Raw genomic sequence first — 18,725 nt, forward strand, 5'->3', positions numbered from 1 at the left:
ATGCTGTCACGCTCCGTCGTCACCCGCTGACGCCATGCTCCACAGGAGATTTCCGCGTGTCGGGGGTATGTTCCGTCCTGAGGTGTCGTTTACTGGCGAAAGGCACCCGGGCCGACCGGGAACCACGAGGTGCGACGACGCCTCACGTGGTGACCGTCGGTAGTCGCGGTGCCGCGCGCAAACTTGGACCCGCCGCTGCCGCGGCGGGGGTGGAAGGAAAGGACTAATACGTTGGCTCTGCCCACGTTGACCCCCGAGCAGCGCGCCGAGGCGCTCGCCAAGGCAGCCGAGGCCCGCAAGGCGCGCTCGGAACTGCTCACGTCGATCAAGGCGGGGGACAAGACCATCGCCGACGTGCTCGGCAAGGCCAAGGACGACAAGACCATCGGCAAGACGAAGGTCGCCGCGCTCCTGAAGGCCGTCCCCGGCCTCGGCCAGGTGAAGGTCGCCGCGCTGCTGGAGCAGGCGGGCATCGACCCCGACCGCCGCGCCGCCGGTCTCGGCGACCGCCAGCGCGCCGCGCTGATCGAGGCGCTCGGCTAGAACAGGACCTAGGTCCTTCCCGCAGGTGGGCACCCGTATGGGTGCCCACCTGCGGCTTCTCGTGGTCAAGCACACCCGGCGGACACCCGTGGGCCGTGTGCATGATGGGGGTGTGGACGACGCCCCCGACCCCGCCGGGCTGGTAGCCGACTACCGGCCGGGTGACTTCCTGCTCGCAGGCCCATCGGGCACGGTGCGCGCCGCGGGCGCGGCCGCCGTGGTCGCCGACCCCGACCCCGACGAGCTGGCGGGCCGCGTCGCCAAGCTCCTGGCCGACACCGGCGCCCCGCTGGCCGCGGGCGCGCTCCCTTTCCGGCCCGACGCGGCCCCGCACGTGGTGATCCCGGACACGGCGGTCCGCGCCGGACGGGTCCGGTCGGGCCGCGCGGGCCGATCGGGATTGGTGCCCGTCGCGCGCAGGCCGGTGCCCGCGGGCGCGGCCTACGCCGAGGCGGTCGCGACCGCGGTGCGCACGCTGCGTGATGGGTCCGGTCTGCGGAAAGTAGTCCTCGCCCGCGCGCTGGACCTGGACTTCGCCGCCCCGATCGACGTGCCCGCGCTGCTGCCGGGCCTGGTCGCGGCCAACCCGAACGGGTACACCTTCGCCGTCGGCCTGCCGGGCGCGACCCTGCTCGGGGCCACCCCCGAGCTGCTGCTCTCGCGCCGGGGGCGGGTCGTGGCCGCCAACCCGCTGGCGGGCACCCGGCCCCGCTCCGCCGACCCCGGCCTGGACAGGGCGGCCGCCGCCGGGCTGCTCGCCTCGGCCAAGGACCGCGCCGAGCACCGGGTCGTGGTGGACGCCGTCGCCGAGGCGCTGCGGCCGTTCTGCGCCGCGCTCACCGTGCCCGCCGAACCGGAGCTGGTCGAGACGCCGACCGTGTGGCACCTGTCGACCGCGATCACCGGGACGGTCGCCGACCCCGAGGTGTCGTCGCTGCGCCTCGCCTCGGCGCTGCACCCCACCCCGGCCGTCTGCGGCACGCCGACGGACTCCGCGCTGTCGGTGATCGGCGGGCTGGAGCCCTTCGACCGCGGCTTCTACAGCGGGGCCGTCGGCTGGTGCGACGCGGCGGGCGACGGCGAGTGGGTCGTGGCGATCCGCTGCGCCGAGGCGGCGGGCGCGCGCATGCGGCTGTTCGCCGGGGCGGGGATCATGCCCGCGTCCGACCCGGCCGCCGAGCTGGCCGAGACGACGGCGAAATTCGCGACCTTGCTCGGTGCGTTCGGAATCGATCCGGAGTGACAACTACCGTCCTACTGGCCGGTACGGAAATGGCAATGTCCGCGTTACAGTCATGCGATGGGCGCTCCGACGATCATGTCGCCGCTGCCGCCGGAGCTGGCCGAGGTCGCGAAAGGCCAGCTCGGGCAGCTGCAGGCGCTTGCCGACGAACTCGCTTCCGTCCTGCGGGACAAGGAGGAGTTCTACCGCAGGATTGACGAGAGCGCTCCCGCCGAGCTGCGGAAGGTGTGCGAGGTCAATCTCCGCAACGCCTTCCACGCGTTCATCGAAGCCCGCGACGTCGATTTGGAATGCGCGCGGAAAACGGCCAGGGCGCAGGCCCGGCTGGGCATCCCGCTGCCCGCCGTGCTGCGCGCCTTCCGCATCGCCGGGACGTTCTCCTACGAGGCGATCGTGGAGCGGGCCATCCCGCCGGGCACGATCACCCCGGAGCAGCTGCTGCCGGTCAGCAACACCATCTGGCGCATCATCGACGCCTACTCCGAGGCCATCGCCACCGCCTACACCGAGGTGACCGCCGACAGCGCCCACTACGACGAGAAGGCCCGCTCCGCCCTGGTCGACGGCCTGCTGGAAGGCCGCTTCACCCGCCAGGCCGAGTTCGACGAAGCCGCCCGCGGCCTCGGCCTGCCCCCGTCCGGCCCGTTCGTCGTCCTGGTCTCCGACCCCGGCGACCCCGGCCCGTCGACCGTGCTGGACCCCGCCCGCTGGCGCGCCGTCTGGCGCTCGACCCCCGAGGCCGAGGTCGGCGTGGTCGTCGTCGCCCGCGCCGTGGACCTGCGCGGCCTGCGCCAGAGCCTGGACCGCCTCGCCGCGGGCGTCGGCATGAGCCCCCCGGTCTCCGGCCTCAACCTCCTCCCGGCCGCCCTGCGCCGCGCCCACATCGCCCGCCGCTGCCTGGCCGCCGGCGAACACGGCGTCGTCGCCTTCGCCGACCGTCCACTGACGACACTCGTGGCCGGCGCGGGCACGCTGGCCAGAGAACTGACCCGCGACATCCTCGCCGACCTGCTCACCCTCCCGGCCGCCGAACGCGACGTGCTGCTCAAGACCCTCCAGGTCTGGTTCGCCGAGCAGGGATCGGCCAAGGACGCCGCCGAGCGCCTGTTCGTCCACCCGAACACGGTCCGCTACCGCATCCGCCGAATCCAGGAACTGACCAAACGCGACCTGACGGACCCGCGCGCCGCCGCGGAGCTGTACCTGGCCATCGAGACCCACCGCCTGAGCGACGTGGGCTCCTAGACTCCCTCCCGTGACCACCGAGCCCGACGGCCGCCCGCTCCTCGTGACCGTCACGATCCGGGAGACCGAACCCGCCCAGGGCTTCGGACCCAACCAGTACCCGCACGTCGACCGGGTGCAGGAGATCGCGCGCTGGAACGACATGCGGCGCACCTGGTACCTGCAGTTCGCGGACCTGGGTCGAGCGACCCGCGACGGCCTCCGTGTGCTGTTCGACGTGGCCGACGAGTTCGACATCCCCCTGGAACTGAGCCTTGGGCGTCCCGGCGGGGACTGGCGCGGTCCGGTGCTGGCACAGCCCGCCCGCGACGGCGCCCCACGCGGCGCGATCGACCCCGACGGAGCCGACACACTGCTCGTGCTGGAGGTTCAGCGGGACCACCGCGAACCCACCCACGTGTGGTGGATCGCGGGGGAACCGGCCATCGGCACGCATCCCGCTCTGGGCCGCGCCTGGGCGGTGCTGCGGGACATGCCCCAGGACATCAATCCGTTCGACCCCGTCGGCGCGACGGGATCCCTGGAGTACTACGGCGGCCCCGGGGCGGCACGGGTGCGAGGCTTCTGGCGCGGACAGTGGGTGCAGGCCGAGTTCAGCCGTGGCGACAGCGCCCAAGAACGCCGGTGGCTCCGATTGGGTGCTCTCCTCGACCCCTGGACAGGTGCCGGCCCTCTTCTGTAGTTCAGCCCGCGGAGGGTTTCCTGAACAGCACGTTGTTGATGTAGCGCGGGCCGCCGAAGAGCACTTTGGACAAGTAGCCTCGTCCGTCTACTTCGGGCAGTGCGCGTTCCTGGTGGGTGGCGAGGTCGAAACCGGTGAGGGGGCGCCAGTGCCCGTCCTCAAGGATCTCCGCGGTGTAGCCGTGGTCGGCCAGGAGGTCGACGACCTCGTCGACGGGGGAGCGGCGGTACTCCAGTTCGATCAGCAGGACCGGGGCGCGGGTGGAGAGGACGTCGGTCGCGCCGCGCAGGGCGGTGGCTTCCATGCCTTCGACGTCGAGCTTGATGAACGACACGTCCGGGGGTGCGATGCGGTCGATCGTCGTGGTGGTGACCGGGACCGCGGAGCCGACACGGGTGGCCATGGAGGCGACGGCTTCGGTGCCGCGTCCGGTCTCGGGGACGTACAGCACGCCGGGGCCTGCGGCGTCGGTGATGGCGGCGCGGACGACGTCGACGTTGCCGGGGGCGGTGCGCGACAGGACGGCGGCGACGGCGGGGTTGGGCTCGACCGCGACCACCCGGGGGACCCGGCGGGCCAGGGCCCGCGACCACGGGCCGTACCACGCCCCGATGTCCAGGGCGGTGCCGCGCGGCGGGCAGAAGTCCGCCAGGCGGGCCAGTTCCGGCTCGAAGCGCGGGTAGGTCGCCGACAGCGCCGCGGTGACCACCCGGTCCGGCGCCAGCGCGGCCAGCCTGGAGACCGCCGCGGTGACCGCGCCCATCACGCGGTCGCTTCGGCGGCGGCGGGCTGGTCGAGCAGGACCAGGCGCACCAGCTCGCGGACCTCGCAGGCGAGTCCGGCGCGACCAGACAGTCGGATGTGGATGGTGTGCCCGTCCGCGCAGTCCACCGGAACCGTTGCCGCGCAGGGGAAGTCCGCGCCGACCGGATCGGTGTGGATGAGCACGTGCAGGTTGTCGGTGGCCGGTCGCCGCCGGAACACCCTGCTCCGCAGGGTGTGGCCGTCGGCGAGGTCGACGACCCGGTGGCCGTGCAGCGACAGCAGCGCGGCGACGTCCTCGACCGCGGTTCGCGCCCGGGGGGTGGCGCGGGCGACGTGGTGGTGCACCCCGATCCGCAGCGGCACGGCGGCTCCTCCTGGTCGGCGGGGACCGATCGGTCGTACTTGGGTGGTCGTGCTAATCGTCTGTACTGGGCGGTAGTACCGGGCGGCAGTTCTGTTGTCCCGGCACATCTTGTGCCCGACTCGGTTGTTCCAGGGGACAGAACGGCTTGTCGCGCTACGCCGAACGGCCCAGTTCTCCGCGCTGTTCGCCCTGATGGCCCACGGTCGGCGGCACAACTGCCGGTCGAGTGAGCCCGGTCACTTCTCCATGGTCGGGGTGTGAGACTACCGTTGGGTAACCCAGGTCGATGTGACCTGCGTCTCGTGTTGGAGGAGCGTTGCGGCGCATTGTGGGCTTCACCCTGGTGTTCGTCGGGGTGTTCGCGGTCGTCCTCGGGGTGCTGCTGCGGGCGTGGGCGTACCCGTCCCTGGCCAAGGCGCCGGTGAAGCCGGAGACGACATCGGTCGCGGTGGGCAAGGACGTCACCGCGCTGCTGGTGCTGCGGGAGAACGGCGTGCCGAACCCGCAGATCCGCACCGGCCTCAACCTCACCTCCACCCGGTTCGTCACCGGTGACCTGCGCGCGCCCGAGGTCCAGGAGGACGGCGACATCGCCGCCTGGGTCGAGGCGACCAGGGTCACCGACGACGACACCGGCACGGTGGTCTCCGCCAGCGTCCGCGAGGTCTGCCTCGACCGGGCGACCAACATGGGCGTGACGCCCTGCCAGAACCAGTACATCGAGGACCAGGCCGAGGGCCAGCGCGACACCGACGTCCAGCAGCCCGGCCTGAGCCTGAAGTTCCCCTTCGGCACCGAACAGCGCGACTACCCCATGTACGACGTCGCCCTGCGCGCGCCGGTGGACGCGACCTTCCAGGGCGAGGAGGAGATCGACGGGCTGGCCGTCTACCGCTTCGTCCAGGTCATCCCGCGCAGCAAGATCGGCGAGCGGGACGTGCCGGGCGCGCTGATCGGCAAGTCCGAGCCGATGGTGCGCGCCGACCTCTACTACGAGAACCGCCGCACCATGTGGGTCGAGCCGGTCACCGGCCAGATCATCGACGGCAGCGAGGAGCGCAAGCAGGAGCTGCGCACCTTCGACCAGCCCGAGGGCGGCGGCACACTGGTCTTCGACGGCACCCTGGAGTTCGACGACAAGACGGTCACGGCGAACGTCGCCGCCGCCTCGGACAACAAGTCGAGCCTGTGGCTGCTCACCACGTTCCCGCTGATCCTCTGGATCGCCGGTGGCGCCGTGCTGGTGGTCGGGGTGGTGCTGCTCGCGCTCGTCCGGCGGGAAGGCTCCGGGGGCGGCGCCCGGCGGCGGTGAGGCGCTAGCGCTTGCGCAGCACCAGGACCAGGTTCCAGGACACGACCTCGCGCAGTCCGGGGACGCGCACCACCCACTGCGCCCACCACGGGTGGTAGCGCGGCAGCGCCCGCACGAGTTCGGCCGACGGGCAGGTCCTGGCCCAGCGCAGCGCCTGGCCGATGGTGACCGGGAACAGGCTCTCGCCGAACCTGTTCTTCGGTTCCCTGCCGTTCCTGCGTCGATAGCGCCTGCGCGCGAATTGCCCGCCGAGGTAATGCCACGGTGCCGTTTCGTGACCGCCCCACGGTGAATACCAGGGCGTGAAGGACAGGAAGACCGTGCCGCCGGAGCGGGTCGCCCTGACCATTTCGGCGAACATCGCTTTCGGGTCGACGACGTGCTCCAGGACGTTGGAGGAGTAGCAGACGTCCACAGCGCCGTCGCGCACCGGCAGCGCCGTCCCGCTCGCCCTGATCATCCCGGCGGCGGGCGCGCCGCGGGCGGACAGTTCGCCCACGTCGGGGTCCAAGCCCAGGTAGAAGGCCCCGTCGGCGCGGAAGGCGTCGGCGAAGTAGCCCGGCCCGCCGCCCACGTCGAGCACGGCGGCGCCGCGCAGGGTGGCGTACTCGCCGAGCTGGCGCACCGAGTCCTCGGCGAGCACCCGGTAGAAGTGATCGGGATCGGACTGCTCGCGCAGGAATGCGCGGAACAGCCGGACCGAACGGCTCAGGCTCGCCTTTTCCCGGGGTGGTGCGATCGTCATCGGGGATTCACTTTCGCCGGACCGCGTTCTACTCTGTACCCATCGGTAACCCCGGCAACCTAGCACCTTTCCGCGACGGCATGGAGTGCTCCCAGTGCAATCCGACCACCGGCCGGAGATCCTCCTGCTCAACTGGCGCGACACCGGCCACCCCGAGGGCGGCGGCTCCGAGCGCTACGTCGAGCGGGTCGCCCAAGGCCTCGCCGCGCGCGGCTACCGGGTCACCATCCAGTGCTCGGCCTACTCCGGGGCCGCCTCCGGCGAGTGGGTGGCCGGGGTGCGCTTCCGCAGGCGCGGCCGCAGGCTGACGGTGTACCCGCTGGCGCTGCTCTCGGTGCTGCGCGGGCGGCCCGACGTGATCGTGGACGTGCAGAACGGGATGCCGTTCTTCGCCAGGCTCGTCGCCCGCTGCCCGGTGATGGTGCTGGTGCACCACGTGCACCGCGAGCAGTGGCGCTCCGCCGTCGGTCCGTGGGCGGGCAGGCTGGGGTGGTGGATCGAGTCCTGGCTGGCTCCCAAGGTGCACCGCAAATGCCGCTACATAGCGGTTTCCGAGGTCACCCGCGGCGAGCTGGCGGGCTTGGGGGTCGCCGAGGAGCGCACTCGCGTGGTGCCCAACGGCCTGGACGCGGTGCCGCGCACCCGGTCGGGCCGCAGCGCGGAGCCGTCGCTGGTCGTGGTGAGCAGGGTGGTGCCGCACAAGCGGATCGAGCACGCCGTCGACGTCCTCGCCGGGCTGGGCGAGCGCTGGCCGGGGCTGCGGCTGGACGTGGTGGGCACGGGGTGGTGGCTGGACAAGCTGCGCGAGCACGCCCACGCGCGCGGTGTGGCCGACCGGGTCGTCTTCCACGGCTGGGTGGACGAGCAGCGCAAGCACGAGATCCTCGCGCGCTCCTGGGTGCACCTGTGCCCGTCGGTCAAGGAGGGGTGGGGCATCGCGATCGTGGAGGCGGCCGCGCACGGGGTGCCGTCGGTGGCCTACCGCGCCGCCGGTGGGGTGGCCGAGTCCATCGTGGAGGGTGAGACGGGGTTGCTCGCCGACGACTACGCCGAGTTCGCCGCGCACGCCGAGCGACTGCTGGCCGAGCGCGGGGAGCGCCTGGCGCTCGGGCGGGCCGGGCAGGTGCGCGCGCGAGGGATGCACTGGGACAACACGGTGGCCGGGTTCGAGTCCGCGCTGCGCGAGGTCGTCTCGATGCCCGTGCCGCGCAGGCGCGGGCTGCGCTGAGGGCCGCTTACGGGTTGCCGTAGTTGACGACGGTGCTGGAGCTGCCCGGCGCCATGGGGCTGAAGTCCACGCTCTTGTCCGGCGCCTTGGCCGCGACGAGGGCGTAGGTGACACCGGTGGCCGCTGCGCCCGCGATGAACACCGCGGCGAACGCTCCGACGATCAGCTTGACCACCTGGTTACTCCTCGGATCGGCCGGGACGACTGGGCGACAATCTACCGCCCGGTAACACGCGCCACAATAGTGCGCCGCCCACCAGTGCCAGCGCGGCGAAGTCCGCGACCAGCACCGGGAGCGGGTGCGGGCCGGGCCGGGTCGGCTCCTGGTGGTCGGGAACCCGATACAGCGTCAGCCACGGTCCGGTGTGCACCGGTTCCAGGCGTCGCAGCAGCGCCGGGTCGACCAGGCCGGGCGTGCCGTGCTCCACCAGCACCCAGCCGATGCCGTGGCGCCCCGGCGAGGCGGGCAGGTCCGCGCGGATCGCCGCGACCCTGGCGTCCTCGCCCGCGACCGGTCGGCCGCCGACGTGCAGGGTGTCGTCGATGACGACCGGTCGGGGCAGGTAGCGCGGCGCGGGGTCCAGCTGCGTGCGCCCCTCGTTCCAGGCGAACCGGCGGAACGCCGACAGCGGCAGGGCGAGCACGTCCCCCGGCCGCCGGTCCTCGGCGAGGATCGCCGCGACGCGGTCCCAGTCCGGCGGGTAGTCCACCGCGGCCAGCCGCCCCCAGCCCGCCCACGCCAGGTCCGGCATCACCAGGACGGGGAAGGCGGCGACCCCGAGCAGCACGAGCCGCCCGGCGCGCTCCACCGCCAGCGCGACCCCGACGGCCAGCGGCAGCGCCCACCAGGCCACCCACTTCTGCGAGTCCCGCAGCAGCCCGGCGCCCGGCACGACCTCGATCACCCAGCGGAGCAGGTCCACGCCCAGCGGCAGCGCGGGGAGCGCGGCCAGCAGCACCCCGAGCGCGCCGAGGGCGATCGGCGCCGTCGTCCGCCAGCGCAGCGCCATCGCGCGCATCCCCCACAGCCCCACCGCGACCACGACGAGCACCAGCACCGGCAGCGCCGGGTTCGCCCGGCTGCCGGGGACGACGTCGCCGTTCCACACCCCGCCGAGGCCGAGCACGCCGACCACGGGCCCGCCCCAGTTCTCCGCCCGCGCGCCGAAGGCCGCGATGCCCGCCGGGTCGGACAGCCCGCCGCCGGCGTGCAGCAGCGAGGGCACCCACCACGGTGCGTTGAGCGCCGCCGACAGCAGCGCCACCACCGCAGCCCGCCGCCTGCCCGCGCAGGCCAGTGCCACACCCGCGGCGAGGATGCCGCCGGTCGGGGTGAGCGCGGCGGGGACGCAGGCCAGGACCAGGGCGGCCAGGTCCCGCGCGGGGCGGCCCGTCCCGTGGCGCAGGCGCAGCGCCGCCAGCGCCACCCACGGCAGGGCGGCGTAGGCGAGCAGCAGCACCCAGTGCCCGATGAACAGTCGCTCGGCGACGTAGGCCGACCAGCCGTAGAAGAGGCCCGCGACGATCTTGGCCCCGGTGACCTCGGTCGGCACGAGCCGCCCGGCGCCCAGCACCGCGCCGAAGAGCGCGGCCGCCAGCGCCGCCTTCTGCGCGATGTCACCGGGGACAACCACGGTTGTCAGGGCGACCACGGCGTCGACCGGGACCGAGCGGGGCAGCGAGGAGCCGAGCCCGAGCGCGTCCGGGGTCAGCCACAGGCGCGGGGTGAAGACCATGTCGTAGCCGAGGACGAACCCCCGGCCCAGCAGCGGGGCGAGCACCGCGAGGGCGACGAGGGCGGCCACGGCGGGCAGCGCCCACCCGGCCGCCCACCCGGCCCGGCCGGTCTGCGTCCGCTCTGCGGTGGCCATGCGACGCGGTTCCTCCCCTGACGCCCGGACGCTACAGTCCGGCCAAGTTACCGTCCGGTAATCCACCGCGGGGAGGCTCCGTTGTCGCACACCGGCACCACCACCTCCCGCCTCCGCGTCCAAGCCCTGCTGGTCTCCGCGGCACTGGCCGCCAACAACGCCGCGAGCTACCTGCTGACCGTGATCGCCGCGCGGCTGCTCTCACCGTCGCTGTTCGGCGAGCTGGGCGCGCTGTTGGCGCTCATGGTCATCGGCGTCGTGCCCGCGATGGGCCTGCAGACGGTCGTGGCCCTGCGGGTCGCGGCCGAGCGCGCCGACGGCGGGACCGTGCGGCTGGGCCGGGTGCTCACCCTCGGCCTGACCACCACGGCCGCGGTGACCGTTTCGGCGGCGGCGCTGTCGCCGGTGGTGGCGGTCGTGCTGCGCCTCGACGGCGTCGGGCAGGCGCTCTGGCTGGCCCTGTCGCTGGCGCCGCTGTCGCTGCTCGGGCTGTTCCACGGCATCCTGCAGGGCACCGGCCGCTTCCACCGGCTCGCGGGCATGATCGGCCTGGAGGCGCTGGGCAAGGCCGGTGGCGGTCTGGTCGGGCTGGTGGTCTTCGGGACCACGTCGGCGACCGTCGCCGGGATCGCGCTGGGCTCGGCCGTCGTGGCGGTCGCGGGCTGGGTGGCGTGCGGGTCGCCGCGGCCGGAGGGCTCGGTGCGCGGGGCGGGGGCGGTGGTCCACGCCGCCCAGGCCATGCTCGCGCTGGTGCTGCTGGTCAACCTCGACCTGGTGCTCGCCCGGTACTTCCTCTCCGCGCCCGAGGCGGGCGAGTACGCCGTCGGCGCGACCCTGACCAAGATCGCCTTCTGGCTGCCGTCGGCCGTCGGGGTGCTGGTGCTGCCCCGGCTGGCCGCCACCGCGGGCCGGGGTCGGACCGTGGGCCTGGCGCTGGCCGTCTGCGCCGGGCTCGACGCGGTGGTCGTGGTCGCCGCCGCCTGCTTCGGGCCCGAACTCGCCGTGCTCATCGGCGGGCAGGCCTACGCGGGAGCGGACCTGCCGATGTGGCGCTTCGCCGCGGTCGGCAGCCTGCTGGCGCTGGTGCAGATCCTGCTGTTCTCCCGCATCGCCACCGGCGACCGCCGCTCGGCACGGCTGATCTGGCTCGCCGTCGCCGCCGAGGTCGCCCTGGTGGCGGCGGTCCTGCACGGCGACGTCGGCGAGGTCGTCACCGCCGCGGTCGTGGCGACCGGTCTGCTCGTCGTCGCGGGCGCGGCGGTGGAGTGGCGCGGGTTTGTCCGCCGGGACAACGGGCTTTGTGTCCGCGCCAACGCGGGCCGGGGGTAGGTTCGCGGCGATGAGCTTCGAGGAAGTGCGGCGGGACTGGACGCTGCTCGGCGAGAGCGACCCGCTGTGGGCGGTGTACGTCGCGCCGGGCAAGCGCGGCGGCCGCTGGGACGTCGAGCAGTTCCTCGCCCTCGGCCGCGCCGACGTCGCCGCCGAGCGCGCCCGGCTCGCCGAGCTGGGCAGGCCGACGTCGTGGGAGCGCGCGCTGGACTTCGGCTGCGGCGCGGGAAGGCTCTCCCAGGCGCTGGCCGAGCACGCGGGGTCTGTCGTCGGCGTGGACGTCTCCGCGCCCATGTTGGCCACCGCGCGCTCGCTGGACCGCTCCGGCGGGCGCTGCGAGTTCGTCCTCAACGACGCCCCCGACCTGCGCCGCTTCGCCGACGGCTCGTTCGACCTCGTCTACACCGCACTCGTGCTGCAGCACCTGCCGCGCCCGGTGATCGAGGGCTACCTGCCGGAGTTCGTGCGCGTGCTCGCCCCTGGCGGAACGGGCGTCCTGCACTGCTCGACAAGCCCTCTGTGGACGGTGAAGGGGACGATCTGGCGGCTCGCGCCGTCGCGGCTCATCGGCCTGGGGCAGCGGCTCTTCCTCGGCTACCCGGCGCCCATGCGGATGACCGCGCTGCCCGAGCGCCGCGTCGAGGAGCTGGTGCGCGCCGCGGGCGGGACGGTGCTGTCCAAGCGGGCCGAGGACGACCGCTCGACCCACTGGCGGCTGACGACCTACGTGGTCGGCAAGCCGCTCTAGTACGGGTCCACCGGGCTGTGGTGCCCGAGCAGGCGCGCGATCGGCCGCAGCCGCAGCCGCAGCAGCGCCTTCACCAGGACGTTGCGCGCGAACCACGGCAGCTCGCGGGCCAGCCGCAGCCGGTCGCGGCGCGTCGGCGGGGTCACGGTGAAGCGGGCCAGCGTGCCGACGCGGTCGCGGTAGGACAGCCGCGACCCGGGCAGCACCTTGGCGACCGTGCCGCTGGTGACGCCCACGGAGGAGAAGCAGTCGTGCACCAGCACCTCGGCGTCGCCGGGCAGGAAGGCCGACCAGCGCAGGTCGTCGGTGTAGGTCCAGTAGTCGTGCTTGCCGTCGATGAACAGCAGGTCGGCGGGCCGGTCCCAGGTGGGGCGCAGCTTGGTGCTGTAGCCCACGACCAGCTCGACCACCCCGCCGAGGTCGTTGGCCGCGATGTTGGCCTCGAACGCGTCGCGGGTGCGCTGCCCGCCGTAGGGCGGCCCGTCGAGGAACGGGTCGATGGCCACCACCCGCGCGCCGACCGAGCGCGCCGCGTGGCCGAGGACGATCGTGGAGCGGCCCTGGTGGCTGCCGATCTCCACCACGGTCGCGCCGGGGGCCAACCGGTGCACGGCGTCCCACAGCGCGCGGCCCTGCTCGCGCGTCGTCCAGCCGGGGACGGCATCGGCGGCGGACCACGCGTGGTCGAACGGATCAGCCATCAGGGTGCACCTGTCTGTGCTCGGAAGAGGTCGGCGCCGCGATTACTACCGATTGGTAACCGGGTTTGGCAAGATGCGCGCAGTCCGGGTGTCGGTCGTCGGGTGGAGGTGAACGGTGCTGCTCGACGAACCGAGCGACGACAGCGACGACAGCGACGACAGCGACGACGCTGCGGTCGTTGACCGCGCGCCGCTGCCCAGGACGCACGCGCGCCTGGGCCTGGTGGCGCTGCTGATCGGCGCGGCCGCGGTCGGGCTGCACGCCGTCACCGTGCTGCAGGGGTTCTTCTGGCAGGACGACTTCGTCATCATCCAGCGGGCCGCGGCCGCCGCGCCGTACGACCCGGCCTACCTCCTGCAGGACTACAACGGCCACCTGGCGCCGGGCATGTTCCTGCTCGCCTGGGTGGTCACCGCGATCGCGCCGCTGGGTTACCCGCTGGCCGCGGCTCCGCTGCTGCTCGCGCACGCAGGCGCGCTGCTGGCCTTCTGGCGCCTGCTGGTCGTCTGCTTCGGCGCGCGCCGGGCGGTGCTGGTGCCCTTCACCGTGCTCGCGGTGTCGCCGATCGTGCTGTTCAGCACGCTGTGGTGGGCCTTCGCCGTGCAGATGGTGCCGCTGCTGCTGGCGATGGCCGCGACGCTGGACTGCCACGTCCGCTACCTGCGCACCGGCCGCGTCGGGTACGCCGTCGGGGCCGCCCTGTGGCTGCTGTTCGGGTTGGCCTTCTACGAGAAGGCGATCCTCATCCCGGCGCTGATGGTCACCGTCACCGCCCTGATCTCCGGCGGTGTGCGGACGGCGGTCACCGGCCACCGCGTGCTGTGGGCCTGCCACGCCGCCCTGATCGCGGGTTACGTCGTGATCTACCTGGCCGCCACCTCCTCGCCGCCCGCCCCGGAGCAGGCCGAGGTCCCCGACACCGTCGACTACGTGCTGCGCGCGGTGCTCGACACCTTCCTGCCCGGTCTGTTCGGCGGCCCGTGGCCTGCCTCCGCGACCGGCATGACCTGGGCCGACCCGCCCCTGCTCGCCCGCGTCGCGGTCGCGGTCGCCGCGCTGGCGGTGCTGGTGGGCGGCGTGCTGGTGTCGCGGCGCCGGGCGCTGCTCGCCTGGGCCGCGCTCGGCGGATACCTGGCCGTGGACCTCGTGCTGGTGGCGCTGAACCGGCTGCCGCAGTTCGGTGTGCTCATCGGCAACGACCCGCGCTTCCTGGTCGACGCCGTGCCCGTCGCGGTCCTGATGGGCGCCTTCGCCTTCCTGCCTCCCCTGGGCGAGCCGGGCCGGGGCCGGGTCCGCTTCGACGGGTTCGCCACCGCCGTCACCGCCATGGTCGCGGTGAGCGCGGTGTTCAGCACGGTGTCGCTCGCCCCGGCCGCCCGCTTCACCGAGAGCCGCGCCTACGTCGACGGCGTGCGCGCGGCGCTGACCGCCGACCCCGGCCTGCCGCTGTACGACACCCGCCTGCCCGCGCACACGATGGTCCTCTGGGGCTTCGGCGACGAGGCGATGCTCTCCCGGCTGACCCCGCTGCTGGGGCTGCCCGCCCGCTACGACGAACCGGCCGACACCCTGCACGTCGTCGACGAGCGGGGCGCGCCGCGGCCGGTCGAGCGGCTCGACCGGCCGGTCGAGGGCGACCTCGGGCCCGTCGCCGACTGCGGCTACGCGGTGACCGACGAGACCACCGCCGTCCCGCTCGCCCAGCCCGTGCGCGGGCGCAACCTGTTGGTGATCGGCTACTACACCGCCGACGCGGGCGAGGTCGCGGTCACCACCGGCGGCGTCGAGCAGCTGGTGCGCGTCGAGGCCGGGCTGCACCGGATGACCCTGGCGGTGTCCGGGTCGTTCAGCCGCGTCGACATCCGCCGCACCGACCAGGCCGCCGCCCTGTGCGCGGCGACCATCCAAGTAGGACAGCCGAGGGTCGGTTGACCCGCCACCGCACCGGGGCCCTCGCCGCCCCGCACCGCAACCCCACCGTCATCGGCATGGCCCTGCTGGTGCTGGTCGCGTTCCTGCAGCGACCGGGCCGCACCACCTTCGACACCAAGCTCGACCTCGCCGTCGACCCGCTCGGCTTCCTGTTCAGGGCGCTGCGCCTGTGGAATCCGGAGTCCACCGCGGGGGAGATCCAGAACCAGGCCTACGGCTACCTGTTCCCGATGGGGCCGTTCTTCGCCGCCTGCGACGCGCTGGGCCTGCCGCCGTGGATCGCGCAGCGGCTGTGGTGCGCGCTGCTGCTGTGCGTGGCCTTCGGCGGCGCCCTCGCCCTGGCGCGGGCCATGCGGATCGGCACGCCGCTGGCGCGCTACCTCGGCGCGTTCGGCTACGCCCTGGCCCCCCGCATGCTCACCGAGATCGGCCCGGTCTCGGCCGAGATGCTGCCCGCGGTCCTGCTGCCGTGGATCATGCTGCCGCTGGTGCGCGCCGAGCGGATCGGCTCGCCGCGCCGGGCCGCCGGGCTCTCGGCGCTGGCGGTGCTCTGCGTCGGCGGGATCAACGGCGCGATGGTCGTCATGGCGCTGGTGCTGCCGGGGCTGTGGCTGCTGACCCGCGCGTGGACGAGGCGGCACGTGGCGCTGGTGCTGTGGTGGTGCGGGTTCGTCATCGCCGTCTGCCTGTGGTGGATCCTGCCGCTGCTGCTGCTCGGCCAGTACAGCCTGCCGTTCCTGGACTACATCGAGTCCTCGGCGAACACGACGGCGCCGGTGTCGCTGTTCCAGGCGCTGCGCGGCACCAACCAGTGGGTCGCCTACGTCGTGCAGGGCGAACCGTGGTGGCCATCGGGGTTCCTGCTCATCGACCACCCCGCGCTGATGCTCGTCACCGGTCTCGTGGCCGCTGTCGGGCTCTACGGGCTCACCCTGCGCGGACTGCCCGAGCGCCGCTTCCTGGTGCTGTCGGTGGTCACCGCCCTGACGCTGCTGAGCATCGGCTACGTCGGCACCCTCGACAGCCCGTTCGCCGCCGTGGTGCGCGGTCTGCTCGACGGCCCGCTGGCGCCGCTGCGCAACGTGCACAAGTTCGAGCCCGTGCTGCGGCTGCCGCTCATGCTCGCCTTCATGCACGCCGTCTCCACCCGCGCGGTGGCCCCGCGGCGCGCGCGCACCGCCGTCGCGGCGGGCTTGGTGGTGGCGATCGCCGCCCCCGCGTGGCTGCTGACGCTGCGGCCGGGCCCCGGCTGGGACGAGATCCCCGAGCACTGGCCGAGCGCGCTGGACTGGGTGGCCGCCCAGGACCCCGGCGCCCGCACCCTGCTGCTGCCCGCCACCTCCTTCGGCGAGTACACCTGGGGCCGCACCGTGGACGAGCCCGCGCAGGCCCTGGCGAGCGCGCCGTGGGCGGTGCGCGGGCAGATCCCGCTGGGCTCGGAGGGCAACACCCGGGTCATGGACGCGGTCTCCGACGCGGTGGGCTCCGGGCGCGGCTCACCCGGCCTCGCCCCGTTCCTGGCCCGCTCCGGGCACCGGTTCGTGCTGCTGCGCAACGACATCGACCGCACCCCGCCGGGCACCCCGCCCATCGCGCTGCTGCGCGCCGGGCTGGCCGCCTCGCCCGGGATCGAGAAGGTGGCCGAGTTCGGGCCGGGGGTGGACACCGCCGCGGTGACCGGTGCCTCGCCGGTGGACGGCGGCGTCGTGCGGGCCGTCGAGGTCTACCGGGTGCGCGGCGCGGTGCCGCGCGCGAGCGCGGTGGCCGCCGCCGACGTGCCGACGGTCGCGGGCGGCCCGGAGTCGCTGCTGCCGCTGCTGGACGCCGGGCTCATCGATCCGGCCGCGCCCGCGGTGCTGGCGGGCGACGGCGGCGACGGCGCGGTCGTGGCCACCGATGGGCTGCGCCGCCGCGAGCGCGACGTCGGCTCGGTGCACGACAACCTCAGCCACACCCTCACCGAGGCCGAGGGGGGCAGGCTGCCGCGGCGCTCGCTGGACCTGCTGCCGTTCCAGCAGGACCAGACCGTGGCCGTGCTGCGCGGCATCCGCTCGGTCACCGCGTCCACCTCGGCCGCCTTCGCCGACGCGGTCGGCGCGAGCGACCCGTCGCGGCTGCCCTTCGCCGCGGTGGACGGCGACCCGGCCACGGCGTGGCACTCCTCGTCCTACACCGGCCCGGTCGGCCAGTGGCTGCGCGTGGAGCTGGACACCCCGAGGGTGGTCGAGGAGGTGGCGCTGACGACGGTGGCCGACCTCGGCGTCGGCTGGCCGGTCACCCGCGTGCGCGTCGAGACCGACACCGGCGCCGTCGAGCACGACCTGCGCCCCGGGCAGGTGGCGCTGCCGACGGCGGGCGGGCTGACCAGCTCGGTGCGGGTGACCGTGGTCGCGGTGGCGGGCGGGCGGACCGAGGGCAACGTCGGCATCGCCGAGCTGGCCATCCCCGGGGTCACCGCGCAGCGGGCGCTGAAGGTGCCCGCCGACGGCGTCGCCTTCGCCTTCACCCGGGGCCCGCTGCCCCGGTATCCGTGCGTCACCGAGGACGGCGCGCCCCGCTGCGACCGGGCGCTGGCCAGGACCGGCGAGGAGCCCGCGGGCCTGCACCGCCTCTTCAGCACCTCGGCCGGGGCGACCTACACCGTCGGCGGCACCGTCCTGCCCCGTCCCGGCGGCGTCTCGCCGGTGACCGCGGTGACGGCGTCGTCGTCACTGGGCGGCGACCCCGCCGTCGGCGCGAGCGCCGCCATCGACGACTCGGTCACCTCGACGTGGGTGGCGGGCATCGGCGACCTGCGCCCCACCCTGCGGGTGGTCTGGGACGAACCGCGCGACATCACCGGCCTGCGCCTGAGCACCGACCCGAGGGCCGCGGTCCGCCCCGCGGAGATCGAGGTCCGCACCGACGCGGGCCGCGAGCGCGTCGCCCTGGACCGCACCGGGTCGGTGGAGCTGGCCGCGCGGACCCGGTTCCTGGAACTGGTGCTCCTGCCGCCCGGCGACGGCCTGGTCGGGGTGAGCGACCTGGAGGTCACCGGCGCGGAGCTGCCCGCGGTGACCCCGTCGACGCCGTTCTCGCTGCCCTGCGGACAGGGGCCCGCGGTCACCGTCGACGGCAAGCGCTACGACACCGCCGTGGCGGGCACCCACGCCGACGTGGTGGCCCACCGCCCGCTGCCGCTGCGGGTGTGCTGGCCGGGCCTGGAGCTCCCGGCGGGCGAGCACGAGCTGAGCACCGCCCCGTCGGCGTCCTTCGTCGTGCAGGACCTGTGGCTCAGCAGCGCGCCCCCCGGCCCGACCCGTGCCCGCGACGTCCGGGTGGACGAGTGGGAGCCCACCTCGCGCGCCGTCACCGTCGCGGCGGGCCCGGCCGCGGTGCTCGCCGTGCCGGAGAACGCCAACCCCGGCTGGGTGGCCACCGCGAACGGCCAGGTCCTGGAGCGCACCAGGGTCGACGGCTGGCAGCAGGCGTGGCGGCTGCCGGCGGGCGGGGAGACCGCCGTGCGCCTGGAGTTCATCCCGGACCGCCAGTACCGCTTCGGCCTCGCCCTCGGCGCGCTGGCGGCCTTGGCGGCCCTGGTCGTCACCGCCCTCCCGGTCCGCCGCCGCGATCCCGCCGCCGCACCCCTGGCCCGCGATCAGGTCGTCACCTTGTCGGTGCGCTCGCGGGTGGGTGGGCTCGGGGTGCAGGTGGCCCTCGCCGGGCTCGTGGTGGCCCTGGGCGGCATGCCGTCGGTGGTGGCCCTGCTCGTCTGCCTGCTGGCCAAGTCCCTCTGGCGGCAGACCCCCACCTGGATCGCCCTCACCGGCGCGAGTTCGGCCGCCGTCGTGGCCGTGATCGGCAGGCTGAGCGGCCACGGCCAGGACTGGGCCTACGGCTGGCTCGCCCAGGGCTCCCTGCTCCTGGCCGTGGCCGCCGTGGTCGCCGCCTGCCTCGACTGGCCCCCCGAGCCCGAGGACGACCGCCCTGTCCACACCCCCTGACATCGACGTGGAACCCCGCACCCGCGACGGCAT

16 protein-coding genes are annotated in these 18,725 nt (G+C 74.2%); 10 read left to right on the forward strand and 6 right to left on the reverse strand.

What is annotated here, in order from left to right; translation table 11 throughout:
* Positions 1 to 231: 231 nt before the first annotated feature.
* The 4 genes from mihF to ACFPM7_RS08130 all read left to right on the forward strand — a co-directional run bounded on the left by mihF (position 232) and on the right by ACFPM7_RS08130 (position 3,713).
* The gene (mihF, locus tag ACFPM7_RS08115) at positions 232 to 543 is read left to right on the forward strand and encodes an integration host factor, actinobacterial type (protein WP_378245534.1); all 312 of its coding nucleotides are present in this window, start codon (positions 232 to 234) and stop codon (positions 541 to 543) included.
* Positions 544 to 655: 112 nt separating this feature from the next.
* Positions 656 to 1,786: an isochorismate synthase gene (locus ACFPM7_RS08120; protein WP_378245536.1), complete on the forward strand. Its 1,131-nt coding sequence runs from the start codon at positions 656 to 658 to the stop codon at positions 1,784 to 1,786.
* 57 nt (positions 1,787 to 1,843) lie between these two features.
* Positions 1,844 to 3,031: a PucR family transcriptional regulator gene (locus ACFPM7_RS08125; RefSeq protein WP_378245538.1), complete on the forward strand. Its 1,188-nt coding sequence runs from the start codon at positions 1,844 to 1,846 to the stop codon at positions 3,029 to 3,031.
* A 10-nt stretch (positions 3,032 to 3,041) separates the two neighbouring features.
* Positions 3,042 to 3,713, forward strand: coding sequence for a hypothetical protein (locus ACFPM7_RS08130; RefSeq protein WP_378245540.1), 672 nt, complete (start codon positions 3,042 to 3,044; stop codon positions 3,711 to 3,713).
* Between the two features lies 1 nt (position 3,714).
* Here ACFPM7_RS08130 and ACFPM7_RS08135 read toward each other — a convergent pair whose 3' ends face one another.
* Positions 3,715 to 4,476 carry an FkbM family methyltransferase gene (locus tag ACFPM7_RS08135; RefSeq protein ID WP_378245542.1) on the reverse strand — a complete coding sequence of 254 codons (762 nt, stop codon included), beginning with the start codon at positions 4,474 to 4,476 and terminating at the stop codon, positions 3,715 to 3,717.
* Positions 4,476 to 4,841 (reverse strand): hypothetical protein, encoded by a 366-nt coding sequence (locus ACFPM7_RS08140; RefSeq protein WP_378245544.1) that lies wholly within the window; start codon positions 4,839 to 4,841, stop codon positions 4,476 to 4,478. Before ACFPM7_RS08140 ends, ACFPM7_RS08135 begins: the two co-directional genes overlap by 1 nt.
* A 317-nt stretch (positions 4,842 to 5,158) precedes the next feature.
* Between ACFPM7_RS08140 and pgfA the strand changes: the two genes are divergently transcribed.
* Positions 5,159 to 6,154: a cell envelope lipid trafficking protein PgfA gene (pgfA, locus tag ACFPM7_RS08145; protein WP_378245546.1), complete on the forward strand. Its 996-nt coding sequence runs from the start codon at positions 5,159 to 5,161 to the stop codon at positions 6,152 to 6,154.
* A 4-nt stretch (positions 6,155 to 6,158) separates the two neighbouring features.
* On the opposite strand, the gene ACFPM7_RS08150 is transcribed toward pgfA, so the two are convergent.
* Positions 6,159 to 6,899, reverse strand: a complete 741-nt coding sequence (locus tag ACFPM7_RS08150) for a class I SAM-dependent methyltransferase (protein WP_378245548.1) — start codon at positions 6,897 to 6,899, stop codon at positions 6,159 to 6,161.
* 94 nt (positions 6,900 to 6,993) lie between these two features.
* Here ACFPM7_RS08150 and ACFPM7_RS08155 point away from each other — a divergent pair, with 94 nt between their 5' ends.
* Positions 6,994 to 8,127, forward strand: coding sequence for a glycosyltransferase family 4 protein (locus tag ACFPM7_RS08155; RefSeq protein WP_378245550.1), 1,134 nt, complete (start codon positions 6,994 to 6,996; stop codon positions 8,125 to 8,127).
* A gap of 7 nt (positions 8,128 to 8,134) precedes the next feature.
* Here the strand turns inward: ACFPM7_RS08155 and ACFPM7_RS08160 are convergent, their stop codons facing one another.
* Positions 8,135 to 8,302: a hypothetical protein gene (locus tag ACFPM7_RS08160; protein ID WP_378245552.1), complete on the reverse strand. Its 168-nt coding sequence runs from the start codon at positions 8,300 to 8,302 to the stop codon at positions 8,135 to 8,137.
* A gap of 4 nt (positions 8,303 to 8,306) precedes the next feature.
* Positions 8,307 to 9,998 carry an MmpA family trehalose lipid delivery protein gene (locus tag ACFPM7_RS08165; RefSeq protein ID WP_378245554.1) on the reverse strand — a complete coding sequence of 564 codons (1,692 nt, stop codon included), beginning with the start codon at positions 9,996 to 9,998 and terminating at the stop codon, positions 8,307 to 8,309.
* An 81-nt stretch (positions 9,999 to 10,079) separates the two neighbouring features.
* On the opposite strand from ACFPM7_RS08165, the gene ACFPM7_RS08170 reads away from it, so the two are divergent.
* Both ACFPM7_RS08170 and ACFPM7_RS08175 read left to right on the forward strand, forming a co-directional pair.
* Entirely contained in the window at positions 10,080 to 11,327 is a 1,248-nt protein-coding gene (locus ACFPM7_RS08170) for a polysaccharide biosynthesis protein (RefSeq protein ID WP_378245556.1), read from the forward strand.
* A gap of 10 nt (positions 11,328 to 11,337) precedes the next feature.
* Positions 11,338 to 12,075 (forward strand): class I SAM-dependent methyltransferase, encoded by a 738-nt coding sequence (locus ACFPM7_RS08175; RefSeq protein ID WP_378245558.1) that lies wholly within the window; start codon positions 11,338 to 11,340, stop codon positions 12,073 to 12,075.
* Here ACFPM7_RS08175 and ACFPM7_RS08180 read toward each other — a convergent pair.
* Positions 12,072 to 12,776 (reverse strand): class I SAM-dependent methyltransferase, encoded by a 705-nt coding sequence (locus ACFPM7_RS08180; protein ID WP_378245560.1) that lies wholly within the window; start codon positions 12,774 to 12,776, stop codon positions 12,072 to 12,074. The two genes, ACFPM7_RS08175 and ACFPM7_RS08180, sit on opposite strands and share 4 nt — an antisense overlap.
* Before the next feature lie 115 nt (positions 12,777 to 12,891).
* Between ACFPM7_RS08180 and ACFPM7_RS08185 the strand changes: the two genes are divergently transcribed.
* A complete protein-coding gene (locus ACFPM7_RS08185) occupies positions 12,892 to 14,709 on the forward strand; it encodes a hypothetical protein (protein ID WP_378245562.1) in 1,818 nt (605 codons plus the stop codon).
* Complete coding sequence (locus ACFPM7_RS08190; RefSeq protein ID WP_378245564.1) at positions 14,706 to 18,692, forward strand: alpha-(1->3)-arabinofuranosyltransferase domain-containing protein; 3,987 nt, start codon at positions 14,706 to 14,708, stop codon at positions 18,690 to 18,692. The genes ACFPM7_RS08185 and ACFPM7_RS08190 overlap by 4 nt, the downstream gene beginning before the upstream one ends.
* Positions 18,693 to 18,725: the final 33 nt, after the last annotated feature.

It is taken from the genome of Actinokineospora guangxiensis (assembly GCF_042657845.1).
Taxonomy (GTDB): Bacteria; Actinomycetota; Actinomycetes; order Mycobacteriales; family Pseudonocardiaceae; genus Actinokineospora; species Actinokineospora guangxiensis.

Bases quoted from the DNA above. Each gene is read 5' to 3' on its own strand.
- ACFPM7_RS08125 (WP_378245538.1), top strand. From the start codon at position 1,844: ATGGGCGCTCCGACGATCATGTCGCCGCTGCCGCCGGAGCTGGCCGAG.
- ACFPM7_RS08135 (WP_378245542.1), bottom strand. From the start codon at position 4,476: ATGGGCGCGGTCACCGCGGCGGTCTCCAGGCTGGCCGCGCTGGCGCCG.
- ACFPM7_RS08150 (WP_378245548.1), bottom strand. From the start codon at position 6,899: ATGACGATCGCACCACCCCGGGAAAAGGCGAGCCTGAGCCGTTCGGTC.
- ACFPM7_RS08165 (WP_378245554.1), bottom strand. From the start codon at position 9,998: ATGGCCACCGCAGAGCGGACGCAGACCGGCCGGGCCGGGTGGGCGGCC.
- ACFPM7_RS08175 (WP_378245558.1), top strand. From the start codon at position 11,338: ATGAGCTTCGAGGAAGTGCGGCGGGACTGGACGCTGCTCGGCGAGAGC.
- ACFPM7_RS08180 (WP_378245560.1), bottom strand. From the start codon at position 12,776: ATGGCTGATCCGTTCGACCACGCGTGGTCCGCCGCCGATGCCGTCCCC.